This window comes from Pseudanabaena sp. 'Roaring Creek' (genome assembly GCF_001402795.1).
Taxonomy (GTDB): Bacteria; Cyanobacteriota; Cyanobacteriia; order Pseudanabaenales; family Pseudanabaenaceae; genus Pseudanabaena.
The window spans coordinates 1-574 of the sequence record NZ_LIRE01000560.1; the positions used below are offsets into that span (position 1 = coordinate 1).

The following is a 574-nucleotide window of genomic DNA, read 5'->3' on the forward strand; positions in this document are numbered from 1 at the left end:
CGCCTTTGAATGGAATTCTAGGCTATGCCCAGATTTTGGGAAGGATGGACTCCCTTCCCGAAAAAGTCAACCAAGGAGTCAATATAATTCACCAATGCGGTTCCCATCTGTTGACCTTAATTAACGATGTGCTGGACATTGCGAAAATCGAAGCCCGCAAACTCGAACTCTCACCCAAAGCCATCTATTTACCTGCGCTTATCCAAGGCGTAGTGGAAATCTCCCAAATCCGAGCTGACCAAAAACGCCTCGACTTCATCTACGAAGCCGATCGCAATTTACCCATGGGAATCATTGCCGATGAGAAGCGCTTGCGCCAAGTCTTGATTAATCTTGTGGGTAACGCGATCAAGTTTACCGACAAAGGTAGCGTGATCCTAAAGGTCGAGCCTTTAGAAATTAATGAAAATAATACGCATCTACGCTTTGCCGTCACCGATACTGGGGTGGGTATCGCCCCCGATGACTTGCAGAAGCTATTTCGAGCCTTTGAGCAGGTAGGCGATCGCTCCCGTCAAGCTGAAGGTACAGGCTTAGGACTTGCCATCAGCCAGCAGATCGTTCAGTTGATGGG

1 protein-coding gene is annotated in these 574 nt (G+C 48.4%); it reads left to right on the plus strand.

Annotation, left to right across the window (positions count from 1 at the left end):
- Nucleotides 1–574 (plus strand): HAMP domain-containing sensor histidine kinase (locus AC805_RS16315; RefSeq protein ID WP_231663294.1); only part of this gene is annotated, 574 nt, incomplete at both ends.